This is a genomic window from Longicatena sp. 210702-DFI.1.196, from assembly GCF_020563125.1.
Classification (GTDB): Bacteria; Bacillota_I; Bacilli_A; order Erysipelotrichales; family Erysipelotrichaceae; genus Longicatena; species Longicatena caecimuris.
Genome location: NZ_JAJCPX010000103.1, coordinates 1 through 437, shown reverse-complemented (window position 1 = coordinate 437; position 437 = coordinate 1). Strand labels below are relative to the sequence as shown.

Genomic DNA, 437 nt, shown 5'->3' with positions numbered 1-437 from the left:
CTTCTTCTTGATTTCAAATCTCATCAGCTGATTGATATGCTTCCTGAGAGAAAAAAGTATTCTCTTCTCAATTACTTTGAAAGGATTCCTATAGGTGAAAGATCAAATGTCCAATACTTCATTATGGATATGTATCAGCCATATAGAGATGTTGTTCATTTTCGTTTTCCTAAAGCCAAAATTGCTGTAGACTCTTTCCATGTTGTTAAAAATATCAATGATTCCCTGAATGCAGTCAGGGTCCGTATTATGAAAGGATATAAGTCAAACACTGTAGAATATTATCTGCTGAAGAATTTCAACTGGCTTCTTCTTGAAAAAGAAGTACGAGAAGGTAAGCGCAGGTTCAATAAACGGTTAAATCAATATATCAATTATCCGCAGCTGCTTGACCGCATATTGGCTATATCCCCAGAATTAAAGGAAGCCTATCAGAT

At 35.2% G+C, this 437-nt stretch carries 1 protein-coding gene; it reads left to right on the top strand.

The genetic code is table 11. The annotated features are described in order from the left end of the window. Positions 1-437, top strand: a 437-nt coding sequence (locus tag LI241_RS15560) for a transposase (RefSeq protein ID WP_227151477.1), incomplete at both ends; no start/stop codon positions are given.